This window comes from Roseibium sp. MMSF_3247 (genome assembly GCF_030733765.1).
Lineage (GTDB): Bacteria > Pseudomonadota > Alphaproteobacteria > Rhizobiales > Stappiaceae > Roseibium.
Genome location: NZ_JASHII010000007.1, coordinates 1 through 26,225, shown reverse-complemented (window position 1 = coordinate 26,225; position 26,225 = coordinate 1). Strand labels below are relative to the sequence as shown.

At 52.5% G+C, this 26,225-nt stretch carries 20 protein-coding genes, 1 tRNA gene and 1 pseudogene; 8 read left to right on the top strand and 14 right to left on the bottom strand.

What is annotated here, in order from left to right:
• Positions 1–15: 15 nt before the first annotated feature.
• On the bottom strand, positions 16–1,443 hold the full coding sequence (locus RBB44_RS20590; protein WP_286183874.1) for a M48 family metalloprotease: 1,428 nt from the start codon (positions 1,441–1,443) through the stop codon (positions 16–18).
• A 73-nt stretch (positions 1,444–1,516) separates the two neighbouring features.
• Positions 1,517–2,308, bottom strand: a complete 792-nt coding sequence (locus RBB44_RS20585; RefSeq protein WP_306149759.1) for a hypothetical protein — start codon at positions 2,306–2,308, stop codon at positions 1,517–1,519.
• A gap of 270 nt (positions 2,309–2,578) precedes the next feature.
• Between RBB44_RS20585 and RBB44_RS20580 the strand changes: the two genes are divergently transcribed.
• Positions 2,579–2,655 (top strand) — tRNA-Arg (locus RBB44_RS20580).
• 306 nt (positions 2,656–2,961) lie between these two features.
• Here RBB44_RS20580 and RBB44_RS20575 read toward each other — a convergent pair.
• Positions 2,962–4,779 (bottom strand): ATP-dependent helicase, encoded by a 1,818-nt coding sequence (locus RBB44_RS20575; RefSeq protein ID WP_306149760.1) that lies wholly within the window; start codon positions 4,777–4,779, stop codon positions 2,962–2,964.
• Positions 4,766–6,628, bottom strand: coding sequence for an ATP-dependent endonuclease (locus RBB44_RS20570; RefSeq protein WP_306149761.1), 1,863 nt, complete (start codon positions 6,626–6,628; stop codon positions 4,766–4,768). The genes RBB44_RS20575 and RBB44_RS20570 overlap by 14 nt, the downstream gene beginning before the upstream one ends.
• A gap of 409 nt (positions 6,629–7,037) precedes the next feature.
• On the opposite strand from RBB44_RS20570, the gene RBB44_RS20565 reads away from it, so the two are divergent.
• The 4 genes from RBB44_RS20565 to RBB44_RS20550 are packed head-to-tail and all read left to right on the top strand — an operon-like array spanning position 7,038 to position 11,754.
• Positions 7,038–8,675 carry an ATP-binding protein gene (locus RBB44_RS20565; protein ID WP_306149762.1) on the top strand — a complete coding sequence of 546 codons (1,638 nt, stop codon included), beginning with the start codon at positions 7,038–7,040 and terminating at the stop codon, positions 8,673–8,675.
• 1 nt (position 8,676) lies between these two features.
• The gene (locus RBB44_RS20560; RefSeq protein ID WP_306149763.1) at positions 8,677–9,501 is read left to right on the top strand and encodes an HNH endonuclease; all 825 of its coding nucleotides are present in this window, start codon (positions 8,677–8,679) and stop codon (positions 9,499–9,501) included.
• Complete coding sequence (locus RBB44_RS20555) at positions 9,494–11,323, top strand: DEAD/DEAH box helicase (protein WP_306149764.1); 1,830 nt, start codon at positions 9,494–9,496, stop codon at positions 11,321–11,323. The genes RBB44_RS20560 and RBB44_RS20555 overlap by 8 nt, the downstream gene beginning before the upstream one ends.
• Positions 11,320–11,754, top strand: coding sequence for an EcoRII N-terminal effector-binding domain-containing protein (locus tag RBB44_RS20550; protein ID WP_306149765.1), 435 nt, complete (start codon positions 11,320–11,322; stop codon positions 11,752–11,754). Before RBB44_RS20555 ends, RBB44_RS20550 begins: the two co-directional genes overlap by 4 nt.
• Positions 11,755–11,867: 113 nt before the next feature.
• On the opposite strand, the gene RBB44_RS20545 is transcribed toward RBB44_RS20550, so the two are convergent.
• Positions 11,868–12,323 carry a very short patch repair endonuclease gene (locus tag RBB44_RS20545; protein ID WP_306149766.1) on the bottom strand — a complete coding sequence of 152 codons (456 nt, stop codon included), beginning with the start codon at positions 12,321–12,323 and terminating at the stop codon, positions 11,868–11,870.
• Entirely contained in the window at positions 12,316–13,575 is a 1,260-nt protein-coding gene (gene dcm, locus RBB44_RS20540) for a DNA (cytosine-5-)-methyltransferase (protein ID WP_306149767.1), read from the bottom strand. Before dcm ends, RBB44_RS20545 begins: the two co-directional genes overlap by 8 nt.
• 736 nt (positions 13,576–14,311) lie before the next feature.
• Between dcm and RBB44_RS20535 the strand changes: the two genes are divergently transcribed.
• Complete coding sequence (locus tag RBB44_RS20535) at positions 14,312–14,653, top strand: hypothetical protein (RefSeq protein ID WP_306149768.1); 342 nt, start codon at positions 14,312–14,314, stop codon at positions 14,651–14,653.
• Between the two features lie 58 nt (positions 14,654–14,711).
• The gene (locus RBB44_RS20530; protein ID WP_306149769.1) at positions 14,712–15,254 is read left to right on the top strand and encodes a hypothetical protein; all 543 of its coding nucleotides are present in this window, start codon (positions 14,712–14,714) and stop codon (positions 15,252–15,254) included.
• 194 nt (positions 15,255–15,448) lie between these two features.
• On the opposite strand, the gene RBB44_RS20525 is transcribed toward RBB44_RS20530, so the two are convergent.
• The 6 genes and pseudogenes from RBB44_RS20525 to RBB44_RS20500 form a co-directional block, all read right to left on the bottom strand.
• Complete coding sequence (locus RBB44_RS20525; protein ID WP_306149770.1) at positions 15,449–15,814, bottom strand: hypothetical protein; 366 nt, start codon at positions 15,812–15,814, stop codon at positions 15,449–15,451.
• Positions 15,815–16,198: 384 nt separating this feature from the next.
• Positions 16,199–17,743, bottom strand: a complete 1,545-nt coding sequence (locus tag RBB44_RS20520) for a relaxase/mobilization nuclease domain-containing protein (RefSeq protein WP_306149771.1) — start codon at positions 17,741–17,743, stop codon at positions 16,199–16,201.
• A complete protein-coding gene (gene mobC, locus RBB44_RS20515) occupies positions 17,740–18,156 on the bottom strand; it encodes a plasmid mobilization relaxosome protein MobC (RefSeq protein ID WP_306149772.1) in 417 nt (138 codons plus the stop codon). Before mobC ends, RBB44_RS20520 begins: the two co-directional genes overlap by 4 nt.
• A 235-nt stretch (positions 18,157–18,391) precedes the next feature.
• On the bottom strand, positions 18,392–18,853 hold the full coding sequence (locus RBB44_RS20510; RefSeq protein ID WP_306156149.1) for a hypothetical protein: 462 nt from the start codon (positions 18,851–18,853) through the stop codon (positions 18,392–18,394).
• Positions 18,854–18,955: 102 nt separating this feature from the next.
• Positions 18,956–19,117, bottom strand: a pseudogene (locus RBB44_RS25560) (hypothetical protein); the annotation flags it as partial.
• A gap of 804 nt (positions 19,118–19,921) precedes the next feature.
• The gene (locus RBB44_RS20500; RefSeq protein WP_306149774.1) at positions 19,922–21,259 is read right to left on the bottom strand and encodes a hypothetical protein; all 1,338 of its coding nucleotides are present in this window, start codon (positions 21,257–21,259) and stop codon (positions 19,922–19,924) included.
• A 303-nt stretch (positions 21,260–21,562) separates the two neighbouring features.
• Between RBB44_RS20500 and RBB44_RS20495 the strand changes: the two genes are divergently transcribed.
• A complete protein-coding gene (locus tag RBB44_RS20495) occupies positions 21,563–23,080 on the top strand; it encodes a DNA cytosine methyltransferase (protein WP_306149775.1) in 1,518 nt (505 codons plus the stop codon).
• Between the two features lie 11 nt (positions 23,081–23,091).
• Here the strand turns inward: RBB44_RS20495 and RBB44_RS20490 are convergent, their stop codons facing one another.
• Together RBB44_RS20490 and RBB44_RS20485 are read right to left on the bottom strand one after the other, a co-directional pair.
• Positions 23,092–24,675 (bottom strand): tyrosine-type recombinase/integrase, encoded by a 1,584-nt coding sequence (locus RBB44_RS20490; protein WP_306149776.1) that lies wholly within the window; start codon positions 24,673–24,675, stop codon positions 23,092–23,094.
• Positions 24,676–25,026: 351 nt separating this feature from the next.
• Positions 25,027–26,007, bottom strand: a complete 981-nt coding sequence (locus RBB44_RS20485; protein WP_306149777.1) for a YihY/virulence factor BrkB family protein — start codon at positions 26,005–26,007, stop codon at positions 25,027–25,029.
• Between the last annotated feature and the right edge of the window lie 218 nt (positions 26,008–26,225).

Here is a 26,225-nt window from a genome sequence, read left to right as displayed (position 1 = left end):
TATTTCTCGAGGTGGTCAGTCTACAACCAGCTTGACCGAAGTCCCTGCCGGAATTGGCTCGTTCGGGCTCAGATCATTCAGAATTGAGAAAAATTCCAGACGCCGGGACGGCTCGACACCGCTCATGCCTACGGCGAGCTTCCGCGGCGTATCGCCCGCCTGAGTGGTCACCACCTTGATCCTGAGAGATCGCAGGCGCGCACGTTCTGTCGGCGTCAATTGCCGGAAGCTCTCAATCGTTCTCCGGAAATCCTGGTCAAACTGATCCGACGGAGACCGGCTTGCAAAGATGAACCGGTATCCGGTCTTGCCGATCCGGACCACAGCTATCCGGAAGGACCACCCTTGGGTGATGGCAGCACCTGTCACGGCCGGCAGACCACCGATCGTTGTTTCGCGCACACTTTGTGGCAACAGTCCATTGATCCAGCCGGACGTCATGTAATCGGCAAGACTAGAATAAGTGCTGACGTCAGCCCCATCGAAGCGGATCGCCGTACCAGATCCATTGCTTGCAAGCACTGCTTCCGGCGAGTTCTCCAGGATATATCCGGACGGCACCGTAAAACCAATGCCTAGCGCCTTGTGCAGGAAGGACCTTCCACGCACAAACCCTTCAAGGGGGTCATCTCCATACAACATACCGTCGATCTGGCTGAGGTACCGGGTGCGATCCCGCTCACCGATACCAGGAGCCCCGATTTGGCGCGCAGAGCGCACTGCGATTTGAAGCCGCTCGGGCGTAGACGGGTGCGAAGACAGGAAATCGGGTGCTGAACTGCCTTCTTTTCCAGCCGTTTGGTATTGCGCAAATTTAGCCATGGACCGCAGAAAGCGGGCCGCCGCGTACGGATCAAACCCGGCTTTCGCCAGAGTTTTGACACCTATTGCGTCCGCCTCAAGCTCCTGAACCTGGCTAAAACGCGCGAAGGACAGTTGGGAGGAGACAATGGCCTTGCGGGCCACTTCCGTGTCCTGAACCACATCAGTTAGGATTTGATCTGCAAGTTCCCGCGCTTCTGCCCGTTGCTGGCGTTTGATGGCGTGATTTGCGGTCACGTGCGCCATTTCGTGAGCCAGCACCGCCGCCATTTCGGACGTGTCATTGGCCAAGGCCAAGAGACCTCGCGTGACATAAAGATACCCGCCCGGAAGCGCAAAGGCATTGATCGCCGGGGAGTTCAAAATAGTGATTTTGTAGCTTTGCGACGGATCCTGTGAAGCAGCAACCAAACGGCCGACCACGCTGGCAACGGCACGCTCCGCCCCGGGGTCTTCGTAGACGCCCCCATAGGTCGCCACGACCCGCGGGTGTTCCCGCGCCCCGATGTCTGCTGCAAGGCTTGGCCGAAGAGTGCCAGGCGCGACAGTTCCAACCGAGGTGCCATCGCCAAGCAATTGGCATCCGGCAAGCGCAAGGGCCGCGCCGGCAAGGACAGCCATCCGCAAACGCGCCTTCAAACGCTTACCAAGCCTGCTGCCTATTGGAACAGAAGCCGGTATATCAGCCAAGTTTTCAGTCCCGGTTTTGGCCGTCACGACCTGCCCTTTTTTGCTCGACAACAATCAGCTGCTCTGGATGATCCCACGCCATGAGCGGCCCATCTTTCACATCCAAAACACCGCGAATTTCGACAGCCTTCTGAGCAAGGTCCTCAAATGACAATCCGATCTCAGACAGATGTGTGGCAATCGCGTCCTCTTCGCTGCGCGCGATCGTCACGGTGAAATCCGTTTTCCAGTACCTTCCAAAATTCAGATAGCGGGTGCGCGGGGTTTTTCCAAGGGAAACAATCCGGCCTTGGACAATCACATAGTCTCCAGCAGCTTCCAGCAGCAGGTTCGGATTGCCCGCCCAGTATACCGGCGCAGCACGGTTCTGCCCCCACAGACCGTGCCCAGCCTGGCGCGCAGCTTGTTCACTCTCGCGAAGGAGCTTTGCGCACGCAGCACCGGAGGCTTGCGGCATGAAAATCGCCTCGCCCGCGGCCAGAAGTTCTTTTTGAAACAACACCGGAGCTGAGTTCGCATTCCTCACGATCATCGCAGGTGTCATTTGCCAGCGGTTTTTAGGACCAATCGGCAATGCCTGAAAGTTGGCCTCATTGGCGGTCGGACCGACACTCTGATGCCCGCCCGCCAAAACAGGCAAGACTTCACTGGCGTAGTAGTGCTGCCCGGCGGAATCTGAAAATACACCAGTTTCTCCGGCCTCAACGACCGGGACAGGCACGACGTTTTCTGAGATACAGGAGCCATGCTCGGCATGAGCGCTGGTGGCAAGTAAGACAGAGAACGCGGCAACCACGGCACCCGTCCACAATTGTCGTTGCCAGCAAGCCACGACGGTACGCCCTCCCTTGTTCTCTAAAGTTTCCGCGCTCCTGTTTTCTGACCTGAAAGGCAGGCAGAAGACTCTGACAGCGCACCTTACCGAAAAGCCCTTCCTTTCGGCTAAGCGGCAAATACGGCGCACCTAAGACAGACACGGATTTCCTGTAGAAATATCTGCCGATCCGGGCCCACCTGCCTTAACACTCGCCATCCCGCACAATTCATGATACTCGAGCAAGCGATAGGCCCCGTAGCTCAGCAGGATAGAGCATCAGATTCCTAATCTGAGGGTCACAGGTTCGAATCCTGTCGGGGTCGCCAACTTTATTATTAAAATCAATAGTTTACATCTGAATATAAATACAAATCACGTTGCGAAATCACAGCGGCATCACACACGATGCAGAAGTGTCATCGAGTCAATGCAGCCATTTACACCTTGAATTTTCGAAGGATCGCCAAATGATATTAGGTGCCAGTTTCGGATTCGAGCCGAAAGCGCAATTCTGACTTTTCGCGTGCCGCGGTGAATGCAGACGTGAATTTTACAGTCCGTCGATCAGACTTTCTGCCTTTAATTAAAAGGGGCACGATGCTCTCGTTTGCACGTACTGTGTCGACAATTTGTTATTCATCGCCTGCAAGAAGCAGCACACAGGGATCATTCTTCGGTGTTAAGATTGTTGTTTTCCGTTTGCCTCGTGTAACGCTGACACGGAAATTCTGCCGGGTCTGATCGTCAATTTGATCCCTGGAATTAAAACGCACGATACGGTCGCCATTATATGGCGGTTGTCCCTTCCGCTTGATCGGCCAATGTTCAAAGATAATGACCTCGTCGAACTGCTTTCCCTTGGCCTTGTGCATGTTCATCACGACGACACCGGACTCGGGTTTTGCGTTCGTCGAAAAATGCTCCTTAATAAAAGCCTGTCGCGTGATGGCCAAGGCGTTGCAGTAACCGCCATTGTCGCGCCAATCCTGGGACAACTCCTGGCGAAGCTGGGTGCCGCGCTCCAAAATCCGAAGATTGCGCACTTCTCGGGCGATCTCCTTTAGACGGACGCATCCCCCACCCTCCAGCACCCGCCGCACGTTGCGCCAGTCCTTGTCAGGATCGCCCGTCATGGCAATGGCACAGGCCTGCTCGAAGACAGCAATCATTTTGACGAGGATGCTGTTCCGCCGGAGCGCCTTTCCCGCCGCCTGACATGCTAGCCATTCGTCGTGAGCCTTCCGGATATTCGCAGCTTGGTTGAGCGCACCCCGCGTCGGCTCATCGCCGCCCTTACCCTGATAGTAGTTGCAAATGAGGTCGATGAACTGCTCGAAATGGTGGCCGTTGGGTGGCTGCATGAGAAGAGCGATGAGTTCAGCTCCTAAAATGGCACCTTCCAGTTCGATGACTGCGGAGTGGGGAACATCTTGCATGTCGGCCGGGGGGTTGCGGAGCACATCGGATACCAAGCGCGTCATTTTTTTTGTTGGAACAAGGATAGCAAGCGACCAGCCGTTGATATCCGCATCCACGAGGCGCTTTCTCGCCTTGTAAACGGTGGTTACTAGCTTAGTCATCGCAGGACCAGGAAATGAGTCGAATACGTCGCAGTCGACGCCCTTATATGAATCCTGCCTAAATTTCCCGGTAAGCACATCATTGCCGAATAGGGCAATCTCGGTTCCGGCACTTCGGTGATTGTCTGTACTGAGGTCCACCTCCGTCGGCGTGAAAGCCTCTCGGAAATGATCGAGCCTAGCAGGATCAGCACCGATCCAGTCGTAAATGCGTTGTTCTGGATCCGCCAAGGCTATCAGGCAGCAGACTTCGCCGAGAGCCTGGACTACGTGCCACTGCGCCTCGTTAGTATCTTGAAACTCATCAAAGATGATGACGGGGTACATATTGGCGATAAGATGTCGGATGCGCTCGCTGCCCTGGAGAAGATCACCCACATAGGGAGCATATAGGTCAAAACATACCCGACCCTCGTCCATTGCGAGGCGCGCACGTTCCGTATCTTCCGCTGCCTTTTTCGCTTCTTTTTGCGCATCCGTAAGGTTCCGGGCGGGGAAAGCCGACCGCGTCGTGGAAAGAGCTATGGCTTCTCCAGGTGGAGTGAGAATGAAAAGTCGCCGAGGCAAACCAATGAGGTAGCCATGGGCTTTCAGGATGCGCCAGAAGAAGGAATGGTAGGTTTCAACGTCAATAAGGTGTTTCAGAGCTGCTGGTATCTGCTGTTCGTACTCGATCGCCTCGACAACGCGGGAGACGGTCGCCCGGGCAAAACTTAGGAATAGGATTTTCTGACCGGGGCGAAGGTTTCGCTCAGCGAGCTGCGCCGCTTTGAGGATGGAAATTGTAGTCTTACCCGACCCCGGCCCCCCGGTAACCAGGAGATGGCCACCAGCGCCCATGACATCCTCTTGGCCCTTAGTCAGCTTCATCAGCAACGGCTTCCAAACAGCCCTCGGCGGCGGGTGCGGCAACCTCGCCAGCATCTGGCACAGCAGGAAGACAAACGTCTTTCAGCCTGATTGCCGCCTCACGGAGCCAATCGGGTATTTCGGCCTCACTGCATTGCGCGAGAAAATCGGCGATGCCCCAATTCCCTTTCGATTTAGCGAAATAATCTGCCAGCGCAGCAGCTGCCTGCTCCTCTGGATTAGGATATTTCTGAGCTAGATCCTGGGGCCAATCGATGATGTTAGCGAATCGCTTTAGCGCGGCTTCAGTGGTGCCTTTCAACACCATTTCCTCAAAGCCTTTTTCATCGTGCATCAAGAGCAACTCGACCTGCGCTTCGATCAGGTCCTTGTTAGCATCGCTCTGCTTATCGCAAATCGCGAAGGTCCGTTTCCCGAGTTCTCGGTAGAGCTTTGCCACACCAGGGATGTCAGTTTCACCACCTGCATCAACAATGCACACTCCAAGGGCTTCAAGCGATGCGTATGTATCGGGATCGAGCTCGGCCAAGCGGCGACACGCAACGGGAAATGCCGAGGTTTCCGTCGCGCCCTCCGCAACAAGGACGCGGCGCGCAAGAAGTCCTTCACAAAAGCGAGTACGAAACTGCTGCCGGTAGCGTTTCAGCTTCACATTGTCCGGAAGGGAGATGGCCTTCTGGCCCATGAAACCTTCTTCATTACGCCCAAGCACAATCGTCTCCTCGATCGCGAATTCTTCCAACACATAAGGGGAGTGGGACGTGAAAAGCGTTTGTGACGCGAGCTTCTTCACTTCGTGAACGATACGCTTTTGCGCATAGGGCGGGATTGCGGTCTCGGGTTCCTCCATGGCAAATATGACATTCTGCTTGTCTTGGGCGATCTGGGATAGCATCGCTAGGACAAGCATGTTGATGGTGCCCGTGCCCTGCCGATAGAACGGCGCCGCATGATCTCCGTCACCCGTAGCAATGAACGCAGTTATCACCTTACGAAGGTGCTCACGAGTGAGATTGGAGACTTTGAGGTGGGGTTCTACGCCCCACTCTTTCGGCACGTACTTCTTTAGTGCCGCGTTAATACTCTCGAGCACTGGAGAGATGCCGAGTTTCGGATCGCTCGCAACTGAGATGTCAGACAAGGTGCCAAGGGTAGCCTCCCACATTTGTGGCCGAACTTCTTTCAGGCGCAGGATGATATCGAGCAGACTTCCCCGTTCCAGACTGAGGGCTCGTGAGCCAGTGCGAAGGGAGCGCAGGTATAAGAAACCACACACCTGCTTGTGTTTCCGAGAAAATAGCTCGGGGTTGTCACCCTCGGTGATGCTACGAGTGAAGTAAGTTTTTCCCTCAAAGTCATCCTCTTCGGCATCGTACGAGCCAATGAAAGTGACGCGAAGTGCTTCGGAGATACCGTCCGCATCTACACCGGCTGGGTTCGGCTTGTCGTAAAGCTTATTGGTTACCCCATCCCAGAATTCGATGTAGTCCCCAAATTTCCCTTTTTGCTCCTCCGTCAGGCAGGCAACCGTTACTTCGATCTCAATTCTGGGTGGCTCAGCAGCAGACTCCTCAGCAGGTGGCTCCTCCGTGTCGCCGTCGTCAGGTTCTTCAGCAACATCTGGACGAGGTTCGGCAGATTTCAGGTGGTACGTACCTTGGAAAAAATCGTGCTCGTCAATAGGCGGTCTACGATTCAGGCGATCGGGCCCGAGAACTAAATCAAGTGCTTCAAGGATAGTCGTCTTTCCAGTGTTGTTATCGCCAATCAACACGCCATGTTGAGGCATTAACAGCTCTGCGGACTTGATGCCCCGGAAGTTCTTAATTTTGAGGCTACTGACCCTCACGCGAATCTCCCCTGCGTTAGCATTACCCGCCGAGAGTATCCTCATAGTTGTATTTTGGAAATAGTTGCCAGCGAGAGACGAAATTCACAGCTTGGCAACCAGCATGTTGGGTCGGCGCATGTAACGTTGCAGATACATCCTGAAAGAACCAATACGGCCCGGCCAATCCTTTCTGAAGATTTTGAACATAGTCCTAAAGGGCTGAACTCTGACGGTAGGAGCCTTAGCAGACCACGCAAACGATTGGACTTCGAGAATGTCGTCGACTTTTGAAAAACATCTCAGATTGTAGAATTTGACATTGGACAATGGCAATCTCGACGCGCAAATATATCGTCATAGTTGTGCTTCGTTTTTCCAAATTGAGCCGTCAGTCGAAACCGATCATTCAAACGAAATGGACACAGATGTGAGCGACCTTATCAACCAGCCAGATGCCCCGAGACTCATTTATGGCCTCAGGGATACCGGCTACAGTTTTAATACGGCTGCTGCTGACATCATCGACAACTCGATTGCCGCAAATGCTAACGAAGTGAATATCCGGATAGAACTTGCTGAGGACGGCCGGAAATTTGTATTTTTCGGTGACAACGGCGACGGAATGGACAGCCAAATACTGTTCGACGCAATGCGATACGGCGCGCCCGCGCGCGCAAATCTGGCCAGCCTTGGAAAATTCGGCCTCGGCCTGAAGACTGCTTCGAGTTCAGTTTGCCTAAAATACACCGTGATTTCCCGTCAGTCGAAAGACGCGGAATTCGCGAAGCTTTCCTGGGACCTCGAACATGTCGAGGCACAGGACCAGTGGGAAATGCTTCGGGAGCCAATGACAGCTGACGAACATGAGGTGTTTGAAGAGCTTTGTGGCGACAAAGGCACTCTTGTTATCTGGTCCAAATGCGACCGACTGCTCTCGAAGGAGTATGACGATCCAGGTGGTGCTCGTGAACAGGCAGCCATTCGGCGCCTGGGCGAACGCCTGATGGAGCACACTGCGCTGATCTACTATCGGTTTCTTGATGTCGCTGACGACAGGGAGCGTGCCGTCACAATCACCGTAAACGGCGAGAATGTAGCTCCCTGGAATCCGTTCTTCCCCGAAAAAGCAGACCAAGTGCTCCCGTCTACGCAACAGAAACTAGAGATTGAGCTTGAAGACGGCTCAGTTGAACGTGCTCACATAAAAGCATGGATCCTTCCCAACAGACGCGATCTTTCAAAAGAAGAGCAGGATCTCGCCAAAATCACGAACCGAGGTCAGGGCTTCTATATTCACCGCGAAGGACGCGTCATTCAACGGGGAGGCTGGCTGGGTGTTTTCGGCGCTGTCGAACCCCACACCTCTTTGTTGAGGGTCGAATTTGATTTCGGTCACAAGCTTGACGAGGCTTTCAAGGTTGACGTGAAGAAATCAAAGATCCTGTTCGATCCAGCACTCGAAGAAGCGCTTAAAACGCTGTTGCAGCCGATCTACCGGGAAGCCGGAAACCGGTATCGCCGAAAGGAAAAAGCCGCAGTGGTAGAGCGGGGTGTCGATCACGCCAGCGCAAATACTGCGATCGGAAACACACCTTCAACCAAAAAACCTGCCGTGGAATCGGCAGATGCTACGCAAAAAACCGCGACACTCAGCAACAATCGCGGCAGCGGCATCAAATTGAGAGTGCCGGTTGACACACACGTTAATGCGGAAAGCATTCACGTTGAAGCAGTCGAAACAATCACGTCAGGGGATCTTTGGGAGCCAGCCATGCGTAGCGGCGCTGACGCGATCTTTGTTCCGGGCGTGCGCATCAACAAGCACCACGATTTTTACCTCAAGATTTATCAGCGGGCTGCGGCAAGCGGCTACGCCATTGAGGGCATGGATCTTCTGTTATGGGCCTTTGCAGTTGCTGAACAGAACAATACCAACCTAGAGCTGGAACCCATATTTGAAGATATCCGCAACGAAATATCGACAAACCTTAAAAAGCTGCTCCGCGAAGTTCCACTTCCTGACGAAGAGGATATGACCACCGAAGAGGACGAAAACGAAGGTTAATATGCTCGCAGCGAAACAGGCTCTGATCCGCCGTGAAGTGGAAGAAGGTACCGGTGCCGGGATTGCCCTGGAACAGGACCGAAGTGGCCTTCAGTCTGGCCTCAAGCTCTGGTTCTCCGACCTGTCGCGCTCAAACAGCCCGATTGTCGTATTGCGCCCGACAGGACTTCACCGAATGGTTGCAGAATTGACGTTTGGGAATTTCGCAGCCGAGACCATACGTCAAATACAAGGGGCAGAGCCCGAGGAAATTCAACTCGCACGAGCCCTTGTTTCCGCCGTCGCAAGGAACGCCCAAGTCACGTTTAGCGGCGGCCAGAGCCTTGATAACTGGCTGGTGGATGGCGGAGATTTCAGGATTCTCGCGGAAAAGCGAGGTATTGAAGCGCGATTTGAAGACGACGGGATCATAGAGACGTGTCGGGAGCTCGTTATTCCGATCCTGGCGGCGATGGCCGAATTATATGGATATGACGCAGTAGAGGAAATCAGCCCTCCGGATCAGGAATTGCTGATCGAAGGCGCGGTGAAACTCGCGCTTGTGAGAAAGCGTGAGAGAAACCCCCGGAACCGGTTGCTTTGCCTACGCGTGCACGGATCCGTATGCAAAATTTGTGATCTGGATCCAATGAAGCAGTATGGTGAGGCTGGATCCATCATAGAGGTTCATCACGTCCAACCATTATCTCTCGCAGGAGAGCCGAGGGCCTACGATCCAGCATTGGATCTAATCCCTGTTTGCCCCAATTGTCATCGGGCCTTACATACACGGCGCCCAGTCCCGTGGACACCGGAAGAGTTGGCTGAAAGGCTCGGTCATGGATAACGACGTATTGTCTTTGTCAGCAGATTTCAGAGAACTGAGCGCTTCCACCACAGCAGGTCGAGAACTGTCATCACGCGTCGTTCAACCCGAGCTTCGACTTTCCAAGGCCAGTGAGGGTTTCAAAGCTGCCCTGATCGGAACACGGATGGTTCGCGGTGAAAAAAGGCAATGGGAGGCGCTTAGCCTCGGACACAACTGGGTCTTGGACGGAAACATTATCCGTCCGCTCCCGCACGATACCCCTGTGGTCCTGCGCACAATGCTCGGACGTGACATTTCCGACCTAATCGAGTTTCCGGAAGTCATCCACCTGCTGCGGCTTCCAAACCCTGATATCCCGGTTTGTGCAGACAAAAGTGTTTTTCAGCCGGCGCAGTCAGCCGCAACCGAGTTTACAGCGAGTCCGGATGTTCCTGGCCTGAAGGCGCAACTGTTTCCCTATCAGGCCCAAGGGGTTGCGTGGATGCTCCAGACTATCCGGCATACGGGTGGCCTGATTCTCGCGGATGAGATGGGGCTAGGGAAAACCATCCAGATAATTGCGTTGCTGTTGTGCGAAAAACCGGAACCAGATCAACCCGCACTGATCATCTGTCCCACAAGCCTGATTGCAAACTGGCGGAACGAAATTCTTAAATTTGCGCCTGAGATTTCGGTACTCATCCATCGTGGGCCGAAAAGATCCGGGATCGTTTCGGGTCTCCAAAGGGCGCAGGTCGTTCTAAGCACCTATGAGACCGTGGTGAACGACCAATCGCTCTTTGAAGGTATGACCTGGTCCTGGCTAATATGCGACGAGGCCCAGGCGCTGAAGAACCCGGATTCCGGAAGGAGGAAAGCTATCGCGCGGATTCCGAGGATACGCGCGATTCCTATGACGGGTACTCCAGTAGAGACTTCTCTGCTTGACCTTTGGTCGCTTTCTGACATCGCAATTCCAGGCTTGCTGGGTAACAGGACCGCTTTTGAAGGTGATTTCCCAAACACAGAAGCTTCGGCGCGTGAGTTGGCGCATCTCACCGATCCAATCGTACTATGCCGTAAAGTTCGGGACGTTGCCGACGACCTTCCAGAACGCATCAACATCGATATCCCGCTGGAGCTCGGAGATGAGTTGTCTATGCGCTATGAAGAGATCCTGAGGGAAACTGTCGAGAAATATCCGGTAGCAGGTAATCTGGTCGCTACAGGACAGCTTCAATTGTTCTGTGCCCATCCTTGGCTTCAGGGATCCGGGGGCTTCGATGAGAACGAAGATGCCGAAATCGGTTCGTTAGGCAAGGTGCCACTTGTCACCCCCAAGGTCGAACGCGCCATCGCTATTTTGGACGAGGCCTTTCGGAACAAAAAGAAGGTATTGCTTTTCGCAATTTTCAACAATTGCGGAGCCATTGTCCAAGAAGCTGCCGAGGGACGACTGCCGGAAGCATTTTGGGGCGCGATTAACGGGTCTACACCACAACAAGACCGTCAGGATATTGTCGACAGGTTCACCCGGCACGACGGTCCAGGGTGTCTCGTTTTAAACCCCAAAGCGGCAGGTGCTGGCCTCAACATCACAGCTGCAACCATAGTCATCCACTTTACACAAGCTTGGAATCCCGCACTTGAAGCGCAGGCCAGTGCGAGGGCACATCGTCGCGGGCAGAACGAACCCGTCTACGTTTACCGGCTTTATTATGAAGACACTGTTGAACGGGTAATGATTGATAGATCTGAATGGCGCCGCCAGCTTGGTAATGAAGCGGTACCCATTTCCACTCGCGATTCCGATGATCTTCAACGAGCCCTTTCAATCCAGCCAATCAGAAGTAACGTATGAGCAATCAAACATTCGAAAAAACGCTGACTGCCAACGATACCGGTGAAACCGGGGGACATCAGGCAGGTATCCATATTCCGAAATCTCAGACCGATCTGTTGGCGTTGCTGCCGTATTTAGATCCAGACCAGAAAAATCCTGATGCGTGGCTGGAGTTGGTCGATGATGAGAAGACCGTTTGGCGCGTTAGATACGTGTACTATAACAATAAGCTGCACGAAAATGGCGGCACTCGGGACGAATACCGTATCACCCACTTGACGAAGTTTTTCAGGGCCGTTGGGGCTGTAAGCGGCGACCTGATGGTTCTCTCGGGCTCTGCCGGCTCAGATCGCTATTCCATATCGGTCCGGAAACCCGAACTTGCTAACGAAACCCAATCAAGGGAGCCAACACGAGTACGTTTGAGGGGCTGGCGCCGCGTACATTAAAGCAGAGATGTGCTTTAAATTCGCAAAGTTTTTTCACCTACTCCAATGTCTCGGACGGGGCCGTCGTAATTTTAAGGATGGGCAGAAAAAGGGACAGAACCAGCCCCACCCGATCATCTTGCCCCCCTTACTTCAATCACTTTTTGATTTGAGCAAAGCCATCCTGATAGCTCATCAAGAATTTCGTTGAACTGTTTCTTATGCTTCCCCTTTAAGGCGCATTCCCAGACGATCCCGATACGCCATCCATCATCTGTTAGCTTTTTGACTACAATCTCATCACGCTCGCTGTTGCGCTTGATCTTCTCACGCCAAAATTCTGTTCTTGTGCCTGGAAGTCGGAAGAGGTGACAGTCATGCCCGTGCCAAAAACACCCATGGATGAAGATGACGGCCTTGCGGCCCGTGAACACGAGATCTGGCTTTCCAAGGAGTTTTTTGTCATGTAAGCGGTAGCGGAAGCCAGCAGCGTGCAATGCTTTCCGTATCATAAGCTCGGGTTTTGTGTCTTTGCCCCGAATCCGGGACATCATCCGGCTGCGAACATCAGCAGGAACAATGTCAGGCATTGACCACAGCTTTCCCTTCCTCCGCAGATGTCTGAGGGAGTAATGTGTCTCCAGTCGCATGTGCTTTAGATAACCAGGGACTCATCGCCTCAGCTATAGCCTCGACAACCGGGACCACAACAGCATTACCGAACTGTTTGTAGGCCTGCGTGTCAGAAACAGGGATGTCCCAAGTGCGATTGCCTCGCTCAAAACCCATCAAGCGGGCGCACTCTTTCGGTGTAAGCCGTCGCGGCCTTTTATCAGGCCCTTGGTTGATGAGAATTTCAGATCCATCCTTGTAATATCGCGCCGACAGTGTTCGTGCGACATCCTTCGGGCCAAAAAGCCCAAAGCCAAATCCGTTGCCTTTTGCGGAGTGCTTTTTCTTGTAGTCCTGAAGGTACTGCCACAACTTGGGTGTAAGCGTGTATTTTTCCTCCACTTTCGGAAGCAGAATGCTGTCCAGCGTGGGAGCTGAACCTTGAGGGAATAGCAGATCATCAAAGGAAAACTCGGTTTCAGTGTCTTTGAAACCGACAATGAATATGCGCTCTCTGCCTTGAGGCACCCACGGCCTCGCGCTGACAACCTTCGCCGTGACCTTATATTGCAGTTCATTTTCGAGAACATTCATAATAGTAGCGAATGTCTTGCCACCATCGTGTCGTTGCAGGTTTTTAACGTTTTCTAGGAGAAATGCCTTTGGCCTGTGGTGCTGGATGATCTGCGCAACATCAAAGAATAACGTTCCCTGTGTCGCATCCATGAATCCGTGAGGACGCCCAAGAGCATTTTTTTTCGATACTCCGGCAATAGAAAACGGCTGACAGGGAAAGCCAGCAAGCAGGACATCATGGTCTGGAATTTTGTCTAGCGCTTCTTCATTGTGAGTATACTCGCGAATATCTCCCGCAAAAACGTGCTCTTCATCTTCCGGAAAATTCTTCTGATAGGTCTTGGCAGCGTATTTGTCCCACTCACTCGTGAAAACGCATTTCCCTCCAATATTCTCGAATCCGACACGTAAGCCGCCGATCCCTGCGAACAAGTCGATGAACCTGAAGCGTGGCTCTGCCTCCAAATCACGATTGCTTTTTGCGATGAGTTGAAGCATCTCGATAGCAAGTGCAGAAGGCGAAGACTCACCGCTTTCGTATCGATAGGCAGACCTGAGAGAAACAAGAATAACTCTTGCGGCCTCCTCGAGAGTAAGGCCCGCCTGTTCGCGGAGCCTGGTGAACTCAGTTTTCATCAGATCGGATTGACCCACAAATCGCCCCCATAACTGTGTCAATTTTTGACAGTTTGTCATGAGCCGACTCAGCGATCAATATTTGTTCTTATTTTGTTCGATTCGCCGTTAAATTGTACACAAGGTTTTTCCCTTCACGATTTTCGCAACGCTCAAACCTGTCTTTAGATTCGTGCGCAGTACAGAATTTGGAACGATAGTAAGTGAGACATTTCCATTCCATAATTCCCTGAATTTTGAAATTTTAACGATCTTCGTCCTAGCCGCAATTTTTCTCTGAAACTCCATTAGAGCATCTCCGATTGGCCAAGCTCTAACGTGGCCACCGGCTTTCTCCTTGGTGATGGCACATCATCAATGTTTTCATCTTAGCTGGACTAATTGGCGCTCTCTGTAAATTCCATCGGTGACTGGCAAACGCACTTCCTGACGAGCTGCCACTATCCCCTTTCTTTTTTCCTCGCTCAAATTTGACGCTGAATCCTTGCGCAATGCTCCCATCTCTTTCGCCCAATCCAGATCGAATCCTTGAAGTCCAATACTGAATCCTTGATAGTAAAAATGAATCCTTTAAAAGTATACACTGAATCCTTGAATGATTATTTTCATATAAATTCATTAACCATGTAATATATAAAAGTAATTTTCTGTTATATTGAACTTTAATATTGCGTTTTTTGGGTCTATAATTGTTTTATCGTCATCTTTACGGGTGGCGAATTTGAAAAATACGCTCATCAGAAAAGGACTACTAATGAATCAAGAGGAAAAGCAATATGTAATCGCGCACGACAACGGGCCCGACCTACGCTTCATTGGAGAGCGGATCGCAACCGCTGAATCCAATCCGGAAAGTCAACATCCCAATTACAGCGGTGAGAGAGGGCGTTGGGAGGAGCTTGAGCTCTACAAAACGTCGGGCGGCAGCTTTGTATGCTTGATCGAGGAACGGTCGCAATGGATAGGCGAGCGTCCTGTGCGACGGGCCAAGGTAGTCCGCGATGTAGCCAGCATTATCGACTATTTCGGGCAAGGCTGGCTCGCAAAGGAACTTTACGAAGCTGCCAGCATCGAAAACGTCCAAGAAATCACCTGACCTTAAAAATCAGGGGCAGTTTTCTGCCTCACCACTTCACACCCGGAGTTGAAAATCATTGCCAAAAATCACCGAGACAGTCGAAAATATCCGAATGATCGTGGATGAATTTCAGAAGGAAGGTATTATCCTACCGCCAGAGTTTATTGCGATTTTTGAACGAGTTGAAAAGTTGCTGCCAAACTACAGGCCCACCAATAAACCGGGGCAAGCACCCGTTCCCTGTGAACCAAACTATTCGGCGATGCGAGAGCTATGGAACCAGACCATGATAAATCGTCTGATCCCAGATCAGAGTGTCGAAATCACACCAGTAGACATACTATATCGCTGCCTTTGGTACGAAGCGGTGGCTCTGGCAGAGATGCTCGAAACAGAGATCGAGCCAACCGCAACAGTGATCTTGACCGTTCCTGCCGGTGAACGGCTTGAGGATTTGTCGGAATTCTATGGGACTACATCACAAATATTTACAGAGGCATTGCTTCACTACGCTTCATCAATCCAAAAACGGCCAGGTTCATGGGAAGCGAATGCTCCATTTAGCTTCGACAACTATGACCCACACAATGAAAACGCGGCGGCGGATCGCTGGTTTTAAGCAAGCGCAGGTAACAAACTAATTTCATCACAGGTGCTGATGTAAGCACCCAGATAAGCGGAAAGACCCTCGGCTCTGCCGGGGGATTTCTTTTGTCCAGTTTGAAACATTTTATAATCGCCGACGAGAAGGCTTATGTTCTTCCTGTGTTCTCTCAACGGGCCGCAGAGGATGCCAAGAGGGAGTGCCGACGTTCAGCGCTTTGGCGAGAACGGGTCCTCGTCGCTCCCCCCGCCATCTTCATCGTCTGAGGTCTCATCGCTGTCCCGAGGTGGCTGGTACCCGGGCCGTGTTTCTGGAAAATAGCGATCGCGCTTGGCTCTCCAAATCTCAAAATAGCCGTCGTCGGATTTGTCGATAGGACCGCATCTCAGCGCGAGTGGGTCTTCCAGATCTTTCATGATGAGCCCGAACCACAGCTCCAAGTCGCTCGGTAAGCGATTCCAGATCTCTTCTGTTTCCGGAAGTTTCAGATAGTCCCTGTCTCGGGCGCCAGTGACTTTTTTGACCAGTGCCTTCATGGGCATTTTCCGCATTCGTTCTGCTGTTGTTTCGTCCATCAAGTATCCTCCGCCGGTCTGGAATGGTGATTTGGAAAACAGGGAGATGGGAGACCCCTGCCAACACCATCAGAATAACCCAGAGAGCAATCGAACGTTTTCGCCGGCGGTGTTTTCGGAGTGCTGAGAGCAAGGCATGCCGCAGACGGCCCAGGCACGATCGGCGGTGCTTTCTACGTCGCCTTGCGTTTGCGGTTTCAGACATGTTTTCTGGGCTATCTACCCTCATCGGAACTCCTGACGTGCACTCCACGGCTCTTAAAACGCGTCCCGATTTGGGATTTTCTGCCAAATCAGGGGAACTGAGCCTTTCAGAAGAATAGGTCGGCCGGCAGGGATGCAGGACATGCATCGGTATGCCGGCATCTGAATGGCCATCAGATGTCAGCTCCGTCCATTGAACTCAACGGTAGCGACAAACCCGCTTTCCTGAACATGGACCGCATCGCTTTCCAGATGCTGTCGCCGCCTCTTTCTCGCAGCTTTCGCGAGAGCTTTGCCACCCCGCAGGGCAATGCGAGGATTTTCGGAAAGCACGTCCCGGGCATGGGGAATAAGATCTAAAACGTCCTTATGCCGCTCGCGTTGCCTTTGCCTCGAAGCCTCCTGTTTGAGCTGCCGGGTTTCCTGCACCGTCGTCAGCACGCGCACGATCCGCTGGGCCTCCTGGATTTTTGTCTGGAGTGGTGCTCGCTCTTCCAACAATGAAGTGGCCTCCCGATACGCACGCTCCCAGCGACCGCTCCTTCCTGTCACCCAAGCGAAGAACCCGACAGGCTTTGGCATTTGTGTTTTCTTGCGCAGCTCAGCCAGTCGGGGACCGTGAAGTTTGTCCCAGCGGGCCAACTCATCCGCCGCCTTTTTCAGTTTGTTCCGGGTATCCACCAGATCCTTGGGATCAGGTAGCGGCACTGGACGGGACAGGACCGTGATCTCCTCGGTCAACTCAACTTCCTGTCGATCCAAAAATCCGTGTGCCGCAGCAAGAGCTCTTTTCGAGCAGCGTTTTTTCCGTGATGGATCACCCTCTGACTCCGAGGAACGTGTCTCTACAGGCCTTAAAATGCGTTTGTTTTTCGAGATTTCTGAAATTTCGGCGGTCTTTACGGCAATTTCTGCTTCCATCGCCGTTCGGACCAAAGCCCGTTTTTCCCCGAGCAGACGGTCGAGCGCGCCGATTTCAATGCCGTCTCGTGAGACGATAAATACACCGGCCTTTCGGCCATCGGTGATTTTAAAACCAGCGTCACGAACAGCTTCTGGTCCACCTACACCCCAGGCGGTTCTGAGCGCTGATCGCGTTTCCGGGAGATCAATGCCCTGCCGTACCAACCCTTGCCGACTGTCGGGCGATGCAGCGGAGTGTGGTTTGGCTGGCTGGATCCCATGAGCCTGCTCCAGCCAGTCCGCAATATCTTCCCGCCCGTTGGCTCTGAGCCATTTGACTGCTGATTTGTGATGGCGGCCGAGCGTGGGAGCCTCTCCCAACTCGAATTCGATGATCCGTGCGGCTGTCTCCAAGCGGATTTTTTCAAATCCAGATTCCATCACCTGGAGTTCCGGAGATACACGGCCCAGGACTAGGTGGCCGTGACGATCACCCTCCCCGCCTTGCCGTTCCTTGTCATGGATGACCAAAGCGGCGGGATAACCTTCAGCATCAAAATGACGGATGACAATCTCCGAAGCATGGACGAGTTCCTCGTCGGACATTGATCTCGAGGGGCTCAGATGGATGTGAAGCGCTGCGGCATCGGCTGAGGTCGCGTTCCGGAGCCTTTGCATGTCCGCCAATGCACCAGAGAGGTCCGTTGCCAGGGTTCCAGCCAGAACATGTACACGCGGATCATTTTCGGCCTTTAAGAGATGGGCTTCGAGCGCTCGCGCATCCCGTGCGGTTCTCGCGTGACGAACGACACCGGCAATCACGATGCCCCCGCTTTCTCGCCCCCGCTTTCCAAGTCAGTCACGGTGGTGTGCAGCTCTCGGACCGAGGCTGTCAGTTCCTGTAATGACCTCGGATCTACAAGACCTCCATGGTGCGCATACCTGGTCAATTGGTTGAGCAGATTCCCGATCTGACCGATCTGACCCGTCCATCGGCCGACAGCACGAGCAAGATCGGTACGTGCAGCCTTGCGGGGAGGAACGGGTGCCCCTGAGGCCTTCAGCAGGGTTTCCCGCGCCCAGGTCGCAATGGCAAGACCAGCTGCCTCAGCCGCCCTGTCCATTGCCTGCCGTTCTGCTGGGAGAAGCCGCGTGGAAACAGTCGCCGTGCGTTTCCGGGACTCGGACCTGCGGCGATTGTCGTTCTTCCTAACAACGGCTTCCACTTCACTCACGCAACTCTCCTTCAAAGCGCCATGGCGCATGGTGGGGGTCAACGGGGGCAGGATCTTCCTCCCCCTTGCCAGTTTGGGTAGTAACGGAGTTACCGCCCTCTGCTGGCTCCCTTCCAACAAGAAGGGCCCTACCATTGGATTGATTGTGCTGGGAGGAGCCGACCAGGGCAAACCGCCGGCGGAAACGCCGAAGGGATTGAGGCCCTAAACTTTGTGGACTAACCGCCTGACTTCATCAGACTGACGGACCACGCCGCCGATAGCGTTTTGTTTGTTTGTAGTTGTAGAGACGCGCTGTTTTTGGTCGCCCATGGCTGGTGTATTCAACTGTTGCATGGGCGTCGGTTTTTCCTGGTACTGAACGCTCCAGTTCTGCCCAGCCGTTTTTAGTTTTCAAAGTTTCCGGAACATCTTTCCAACGCTCAAAGACATGCCCTTTTCTAATGCTCCGTGGCACCTTCTTCAGTGCGTCTGGCACAACATCGGGTATCAACTGCCAGAGCGTGGATACCGCCTGGTTCAAGCGCTTGCCGCGGCGCTCGGCCTGTTCCAGATCTATAGGCGAATACCTCGCGGGAGCTGAAGCCATAAGCATCTCTTCAACAAGCCGATCCGCTTCATCTCTGATCTCGCGGTTTTTCCTTTTGCGGTTTTGCCGCCAGACTTTCTTTGAGACCGCTTTGCCAATGATGAGCATTTTGACGGACCATGGCTCTCCATCCCCTCCGCTGATCGCGTACGCAATTGCGGAGTGCCCTTTGTCGAGGCGATGAGCCAGACCGACTGCGAGAAGACGATCGACAAATCCGAGCTTGTATGTGCCGTTCCGGAAGCGGACTTCTATCGCATTTGGATCTTCTTTGTTGTCTGGCTGCCGCACCAACTCCAACTGCTCAAATGCAACTGGACGGATTGGATTACCACTACGTTCGTCAGGACAATCGTAATCATAAAACTGCAACCCGGCGACAGCGCCGATGCACCACCGTTCGTCGGAATCATGACCGAGTTCAACCAGGGTCTCTTCAATCGGAGTGACTAAAAAAGCTCGATCCAATGTTCCTCTCCTTGTCCAGGTTGCATGGCCATCCTCGAATACGAGTGGTTTTCACCAACGGGAACTGGCGAATAAGAAGAGTTTTGCGGACGGAGTCGCAGCGGGCAAACCGCCGGCGGAATTACCGCACGACTGACGGTCGGCCCATCCATACTTGCGGCATGCCTTCAATGTCGGGCAGGGTCAGGAGTATCAGCAAACATCAACGGTGATTGGCCGCAATCAGCTGCTACAGCCACTTATCTATTCCCTATTTCTTCTATATTAGAGAAACGGGACATCAGCTCGAAGTGTTTCGATAAGTCTATGGAAAATGGGCTGTTTCTCGAACAGCAATTTGAAAAAATCTCGAACCAGCCTCGAATACAGATGTTTCGAGTTTCGAAGTTTCTGGGCTTCACAAGCTCATGAAGGGCATTCTTGACAGCAGATGACCCAATTCCGGAAAGCGGAAACCCCAAAAGGAAAGGCCCCCTCACTGTTGCATCTGCTCATATGAGGGGAGCCAGACTTATTCTGCCGCCTTGAGCCGCCTTTTCCGTGAGACGCGACCACATATTCCCCTATTTCTTCTATATTAGGAAAACGGGACAGGAGTTCGAAATGTTTCGATAAGACACTGGAAATAAGAGCGTTTTTCGAACAATCTCTCGAAGTTTTCTCGAACGCACCTCGAAAATGGATAGTTCGAGTTTCGAAACAACGCAGTCAACAAGCTCCAGTCAGTTTCTCGAGCTCAGACGCGCCAGGCGCTTTCCAGCTCCCGGATTTTTCAAGCTCGCGACATCGCTCGCAGTGGAGCAGGAACTCATCCACGTCTTCCTCTTCGGAAGTGATGATTTCCTTCAGATACATGAGCCTTGCGAAGCTTTCTGGGTGCTCCTCCTTTAATGTATCCTCAAACCTCAACAGGAATTCGACATCTTTCAGGACCTGTTGCGAACAGTCAGCCATACCAGTGATTTGCCAGAAGTTTCCAAGGACAATTCCGATATGCTTCACCACGCCAGCGGTTTCATGGTCAGGTATATTGTCCGAGAATTTAACGAGCAGATCTGGCACCTGGTTTACACAAGTGCAGTGTTTCAGCGCCGCAAGTGCGCAATTGTAAATTGGTTCTGGATCCCGCAACATCTGCCCCTTTAAGTGCATGACTTGCATAAGTGGATACAATTCAGAGGGACAATAGATGCCTGGATCCAATACCAACTTGTACAACTTGAGAATATCCTGAACCCACGGGTCTTCCCAGAAATAGTCTTCTTTGATCGCTGGTATACGAACGGTCAGGAATCCAATGCGCTTTTGTTCTTCCTTGATCCAATCCCTTACCTCTTCGACCGGTTTGAAACGGCGGCCTCGGCTGACCGCGACCACATCTCCGTGCACAAAAAAGTGGTACCCAAGGCGAGCTGTTTGGATTTTGTCGAGGTAACCATTCAGCCTTTTCCGCCGTGTCGACAATGTTGATTTGGGATGTTCTGGTTTTCTGACATGAACATCGAGTTGCACTTTGTCCCAAAGCGCAAATCCCAGGTCATCTGCCTTGATCAGCGCTGAACCGTCCTTGGGAAAGGTCTCGTCCAGAATTCGAACAAGCTTGCGCTGTTTCGCTGGCAGGTTCTCAATTTTCTTGTCACGTTTCGGCGAGACTCCGTTGGCCCGGAGATGCCTTGCAACAGTGCTTTTTGAAAAGCCGAGAATGAATGTGGCATTTCGAACTGTTGGCTCGATTCCTAGTTCTTCGAGCATTTCTCGATAGCCATTGGCCATATCAACGCTGGCGGCGCGTGTTTCCCGGCTGGTATTCGGTTTTGGATTTTTCCGAGGTAGATTGTATTTCTTGATCACCCAGTCCGTGACGCTGTTGGGCAACGCTCGAATATCGGAAGTAGACAGTCCAGACCGGCTTGAGAGCTGCCATCCATCCTCGGCCAAAGTCGATCGGCAAAACCTGAGCAGCTTCTCGCGGTCTTTTCCATTCAATTGTACGAACCTATAGGCGCGATGGCGCAAAAAATTGAAGGCTTCTGGGTGTGCGCTCATCTGGAATATCCGTAGGAAGACAGGGGTTCGGCAAAGTCTTCCAAAATGGTCCGTCGAGAATACGCCACTGTCAACGGGCTGACTGCGGCAACTCCGCCAGATATACTTAAAGAAAGCAATAGGTCAGATGGACCGGTCGGCCAGTGAGTTGCAGAACTGGTCTCACTTGTAGTCTGGGTCCATTGAAGGCATTTCCTCTTGGAGAACAGGGAACCGAAATAGATGGGGATGCCGGAAAGAACAATATGGAAACATAGAGGCCATTCGGGTCAATTATAACTTCCCGAGAAATGGACTAACTGATTGCGCGTATTTTCTACATTTTCTGGAATTTCATCAGCCTCGGTGGCCTGGCGACCATTTGGATTTGAGTTCGCGGCCTATGCGGAGCCAAATCCTGAATGCAGCTGGGTGCTGCACCATCGACTGGGGACTGGCCGCCCCAAATACATGCCTCAGCCAGATGCGCCTGACATTCAGGTAAGGTTGGGCAAGGCGGCGAAAGGGCTCCGGAGAGCGGCCTGCGATCATCGTTTCAAGCGCATCAGCAATCAGCGGCTTGCCGAATTGTCCAAAAAGGATGATCTGGATGCCGACACAAAGGCACGGCTGGAGATCATCAAACCGCAACTGGATGAGTTCAAATCCGTTTGCAAGGAAATTACTGACCGACGAAGAGTAATAAGGCGCGCTGCCAGCATTCCCGAAACGGGATTTGCTCAGATCCCAAATCTCGGCGACATCACTCAAATCACTGACAAGGACTTGGAAGAACTCGGCCACGTCGATGTTCTTGAAGGAGGACCTCCCTGCCAAGCTTTTTCGGTCGCCGGCATGCGCAAGGGACTGCGAGACGAGCGGGGCAATCTGTCACTCGCATTTTGCCAACTCGCTGAAAGAATGAAGGAAATCAATGGCACAAGATACATCGTCTTCGAAAACGTTCCGGGCACATTGCATGATGCCGAAAACGCGTTCGGCTGTATCATGGCGGCGCTCGCTGGAGAACCCAGAGGTGAATTGTTCCCACCAGGGCGCACATGGCCGAACTCAGGTCATGTGCTTGGAACCTTCGGAAGAAGCATTGCCTGGAGGGTACTGGACTCTCAATTTTTCGGAGTCCCCCAACGTCGTCGACGCTTGTTCGCTGTCTGCGATCTTGGAGGAGAAGGTGCCCGAGACATACTTTTTGAGCCCAAGAGCGGCCCAGGGAATTGTGGATCGGTCTCTTCGCCTTGGCCGGGAGTTACCTCGCAAAATGTACGCGGCGTTGATTTCGACAACACGCACAAAACCGAATTCCCAACGGGGAGACAACAAGGAACAGACAGCAGCTCAAATATTACCGAAAAAGGGTCGCCAACATTCGATACTTTGAATTCCGGGAACAATGCGACCCCAGTTGTCACCGCCAAAGCAGAGGAAACGCTTCGGATTCGACGGCTGACACCAGTTGAATGCGAGAGACTTCAAGGTTTTCCAGATGAATGGACCCTAGTGCCGACAATCGACGAAATGCAACTCGCGGATTTGCCCCGATACAAGGCAATAGGGAACTCGATGACGGCGTCCGTCATGGCATTCATCGGAGAGCGGCTGATGGCATCCGATTGTGGGCGGCTCAAAGAGGTCAATCGAAGAGGTAGAACACGGTTCGAAGGAGGGTATCCAGGAAATCCCTCAGCGCGCGGTTACTCGCTGACGGGGCACGGGCTCTACAAGGAGGAGCTACCCCTGCTCCGGGCATCATTTGGCGATGCGGGAGGGGGAAGCGAAGCGCTTGTGGTTATCGATACACAACAAACTAGAAGGTCGACCTAGGCTAGGCCTTTCTAGATTGCAATACCAAGTTCCCTCTCGCGAATGAGGCGATGTTCAATGTATCGTTCTTGAGCTTCTTCCTCAGCGATACCCTCGATGGCATAGCTGTAACCAGTACTAACAAAAGACTGCCAAGCCCTGATAATACGCCACTTTTCTTGCAGATGTTCATCAATGTCGTAAATCAATTCGGAGGTAGTTTCGGCACCTTCATCAGCGTGTGTAATTAGATCCGTTGCATCCTTGCTTTCAAAATTATGCAAACGCCATTCACTTTTCATATGAGTGACAAAGGCACGTCTCAAGTCATGGCCTGCAACATTCCATTGGCACGAATCAAGTGGGCCACCCTCTGCCCGGATAGCATGCCAAACTTCATTTGCGCCGCGCTTGCTCATATGACCATTGCTCATAGCGCCTTTGCGCCGAGGCCTTTGCTGAGGAAATAGAAAACGATTGTCGGAACGTGTTAGCTCCAAGGCGGTCTTGACTGCCTTAGCAGCATAATCAGCCAGTGGAATTGATCGGTCTGCCCCAGCCTTATCGGAGTCCATTTTCCAAACGAGTTCAAACGGCGCCCCTTGGTAAGACTCCGCCATTTCAGCTTTCGGCGCAGCAATTACGGATTCAATCCGCTGGCCCGTCATAACTTGCAGAACAGTGGCGAGACGCATTGAATGGTTTGGCCAATTTTCCAAGAAAAGAAGAATTTTCCCGAGTTCGAGCTGTGTGAGTGGGCGCCTTTTGCCTCTTGCGGCAATAGCCAGCTTCTTTTTTTGTTTCTTTGAAAGCGTAAAGGCCTGCACCGGCGCTGCTGGATTTGCGGTCAGACCAGAGCTCTTATGATTTTCGAAACCGAAACGGAAACAAGACTTCAAAATACTAAGCGAATGATTGGCCTGCCTCACATTCCCAACATATTCTCCGTGCTCGTTTTTCCCTCTCTCAAGAATATTGTTTCGTACCTCAAGGATGTCTTGAGACGTGATTAGTGAAACAGGCTTCCCCTTGAGAGGAAGAAAATCCGCCTCAAGCTGAGAATTTTTGGCAGCTCCAAGATTCGAACGATAAGTGATCAGCGTAGCGGAAGACCTGTTTGCGCTTATAAACTTTATAAACTCGTTCCGGAGTGTCTCCCACTTCCAAGCTTGGTTTGATTTTACAGCAGCTTTTGCTTCAGCCTCATCAACCGTAACAGCAAGTACAGCTTCTTTTAACAATGGGGAAGGATCACCATGCTCTGATTCAACGGCCTTAGCTCGGGAAACAAGTACGCGCAAAAAGTCGATACGTTCAGGACCGAAGGCTGACAACGGGGCAATTTTAAGATTTCGAGTGCGCGTAAGATAATACCAAGCTGCGCTCTTTCCATTCACCTTGATTGCCAACCCGCTGCACAAGGTATCGCGGGTAATTTTCATTTCTCCCGCAAGCAGCGCCTTCTTGGCACGCTTGATACTGTTTCCATCAATTTTTTCACTCAATTTGATACCTGCCTTCGGTCCGATTTCTCTGTCCATCAAAAGGCTAAACCGATCGGCGAACGAAGGGAAACCAAAATGTGATATGAAAATATAAATATCGATCTGGATCACAACTGGATCACACCAAATCAGTTTACAAAGTGAGATGCGAAGCGGGATAAAATGTTTACATGCTGGAATTCCGCCATTTATGTAAACGTATTTTGCGAAAAATCGCCAAGACTCAATTAGAGCATCAGATTCCTAATCTGAGGGTCACAGGTTCGAATCCTGTCGGGGTCACCAATTATTTCAATGACTTATAGTGTGTCGTGGTGAATTTTCACTCCAAATCCGCGCCCTGGTAAGCAAACTGCGATCGCTCCGAACCGACCCCCGATGCCGTTTCATGTCAGCCAGGGCCATCAGTTTCACACGTCATCACTTAGTGAGCCGATCGATTATCGGAAACGGAAACAACCCTCACGCCTCATGATCCAATGCCAGGTGGTCGGCGACGTATGCGCCACGTTCACCCATTGGGCGGTCTTTGCCGACTGTGGTGTCAACGCTCGTCTGGTGTTCCAGCTCGGCATTGAGTTCGGCGCCGAAGATGGCGACCACTGCGGAAAACCAGAACCACAGCAAGAGAACGACGATTGACGACAGCGCGCCGTGAATCTCTTCGTAATTGGCGATTTTCTCGACATAGGTCGTAAAGAGCAAAGAGCCGGCAATCCACATCAGCGCGGCGGCGACAGCGCCAACTGTGACCCAACGTGCTTTTGCCTGCCGGCGCGACGGGGCGAACCGGTAGGTGATCGACAGGCCGGCAATGACCGCAACGATCAGCAACGGCCAGCGTAAGAACCGCGCAATTAACTCACTGCTTCCTGACAGCGGCAACAGCGATAAGGCAACTGGCAGAGCGAGAAACGCAATTACGGCCACCAAACCAATCACCAGTGCCGCGATCGTCAAACCAAGTGCCGTGAGGTGGAATTCCCAAAGCGACCGCTCCTCATCCTCTCGGTAGGCGACGGTGATTGCTGTCATCATCGCCCGCACAGCGGCCGCCGCCGCCCAGAATGAAAGGGCCAAGCCAAAGAAAGCCTTCAACGTCAGAGCCGTCTGCCGTTCATGTTCATCCAATACAGTTTCAAGTTGGTCCTTAATGAGCTGGCTGGAACTCTCAGGCAGGATGGTTCCAACCTCGTTTACCAAGTCCTGCACGGCCGCTTGCGGGATCAGGAGGTTGGCAATCGCCGAGAAAGCCGTCAAGGCTGGAGCCAGAGCCAGCAAAAAGAAGAAGGCAACGCCTGCAGAGATCAGAAACACATTGTCAGCTTGAACCTGGGCGAAGGTCCGCCGAAGAATGTCAAACCAGCCTTTCAACGGCATGTCTCGTACCGAGCGCGCGCAGCTTCCGCGCACTGAGAGGTTGGTTTGATCGCGATTGTTCATATGCATAGAACGCTGCCGGAGCACTTTCGTTCCGCAAAAACAATTCTTGGACCCAAACCCTGGCTGACCGATTGGCGATGATTTCTATTCACGTGACCAGCACTCCTCTGGCCTAGAGCAGCCAGCAAGTTTGAGCGTTTGTTTGCATATCGACTTGAGGTAACGCTCAACAGGATTTTCGATGGCATATTGAGGAACACAAACGAAAGAGCGGGCCG

Coding starts and splice junctions, on each gene's coding strand:
- RBB44_RS20590 (WP_286183874.1), bottom strand. CDS start 1,443: ATGGCTGTCCTTGCCGGCGCGGCCCTTGCGCTTGCCGGATGCCAATTG.
- RBB44_RS20575 (WP_306149760.1), bottom strand. CDS start 4,779: ATGAAGCTGACTAAGGGCCAAGAGGATGTCATGGGCGCTGGTGGCCAT.
- RBB44_RS20560 (WP_306149763.1), top strand. CDS start 8,677: ATGCTCGCAGCGAAACAGGCTCTGATCCGCCGTGAAGTGGAAGAAGGT.
- RBB44_RS20555 (WP_306149764.1), top strand. CDS start 9,494: ATGGATAACGACGTATTGTCTTTGTCAGCAGATTTCAGAGAACTGAGC.
- RBB44_RS20550 (WP_306149765.1), top strand. CDS start 11,320: ATGAGCAATCAAACATTCGAAAAAACGCTGACTGCCAACGATACCGGT.
- RBB44_RS20545 (WP_306149766.1), bottom strand. CDS start 12,323: ATGCCTGACATTGTTCCTGCTGATGTTCGCAGCCGGATGATGTCCCGG.
- RBB44_RS20535 (WP_306149768.1), top strand. CDS start 14,312: ATGAATCAAGAGGAAAAGCAATATGTAATCGCGCACGACAACGGGCCC.
- RBB44_RS20525 (WP_306149770.1), bottom strand. CDS start 15,814: ATGGACGAAACAACAGCAGAACGAATGCGGAAAATGCCCATGAAGGCA.
- RBB44_RS20510 (WP_306156149.1), bottom strand. CDS start 18,853: ATGCTCATCATTGGCAAAGCGGTCTCAAAGAAAGTCTGGCGGCAAAAC.
- RBB44_RS20500 (WP_306149774.1), bottom strand. CDS start 21,259: ATGAGCGCACACCCAGAAGCCTTCAATTTTTTGCGCCATCGCGCCTAT.
- RBB44_RS20485 (WP_306149777.1), bottom strand. CDS start 26,007: ATGAACAATCGCGATCAAACCAACCTCTCAGTGCGCGGAAGCTGCGCG.